General features: G+C 46.1%; 2 protein-coding genes. Both read left to right on the forward strand.

Features of this window, described 5'->3' with window-relative positions; translation table 11 throughout:
• A partial coding sequence (locus R7070_RS26250; RefSeq protein ID WP_318141521.1) for a DctP family TRAP transporter solute-binding subunit occupies positions 1-730 on the forward strand: 730 nt, incomplete at its 5' end.
• A gap of 88 nt (positions 731-818) precedes the next feature.
• On the forward strand, positions 819-1,108 hold a 290-nt coding region (locus R7070_RS26255; protein ID WP_318141522.1), incomplete at its 3' end, for a TRAP transporter small permease.

Consider the following 1,108-nt stretch of genomic DNA (forward strand, 5'->3'; position numbering starts at 1 on the left):
CGCTGCTCCTTCTCTTTCTAAGTTTGAGAAATTCACCAAGAAGTATCGCCTTTTCGATCTGCCTTTCTTGTTTGATGATGTCGCTGCGGTTGACCGCTTCCAAAACTCTGAAGCGGGAGAGAAGCTGAAAAACTCAATGAAACGTCGTGGTCTACAAGGCATTGCGTTCTGGCACAACGGTATGAAGCAAATGTCTGCCAATAAACCTCTGATGGTGCCAAGCGATGCGAAAGGACTTAAGTTCCGCGTTCAAGCTTCTGACGTTCTTGTTGCCCAGTTCGAGCAACTTGGCGCAAACCCTCAAAAAATGTCCTTCAAAGAAGTTTACGGCGGTCTACAAACGAAGGTTATCGATGGTCAAGAGAACACTTGGTCAAACATCTACGGTAAGAAGTTCTTCGAAGTTCAAGATGGCATCACGGAAACCAATCACGGTATTTTGGATTACCTCGTTGTGACGTCGAACGATTTTTGGCAGAAGCTACCAGAAGATCAGCGTGAACAGCTCAATACCATCATTCAAGAAGTGACTGTCGAGCGTAACGCGGAATCGACCAAAGTGAACTTGGCGAATAAAAACAACATTATCGAAGCGGGTGGTGTGGTTCGTACGCTAACGCCAGAGCAGCGTCAAGAGTGGGTGACGGCTCTGCAACCAGTGTGGAAAAAGTTTGAGAAAGACATTGGTTCTGACCTGATTGAAGCGGCTTTGGCTTCAAACCAACAATAACAAAAACGATATCCATTCGCCCTCGGACTCTCTCTAAGCCGAGCTGAGGATGAGGGCTTTTTCCCTTTACTGATGACGTGATGTAATTATGGAACAGACTTTTTTTGCCAAGGCTGGACGAATCACCGATGCCATTGAAGAAACCTTGATTGCTTTCTTCTTAGGTGCGATGACATTGCTGACGTTTGCTAATGTCATTTTTCGCTATGTCTTTAACGATAATATTCTCTGGGCGTTAGAGCTCACCGTATTCATGTTCGCGTGGATGGTTTTAGTTGGCGCTTCGTACGGTGTGAAAAAACACTTTCACATTGGCGTGGATGTCATCATCAATATCGTGCCTGAAGGGCGCCGTAAACTCCTTGCGCTAGTCGCAGC

The sequence above is a fragment of the Vibrio sp. 1557 genome (genome assembly GCF_033340175.1).
Classification (GTDB): Bacteria; Pseudomonadota; Gammaproteobacteria; order Enterobacterales; family Vibrionaceae; genus Vibrio; species Vibrio alginolyticus.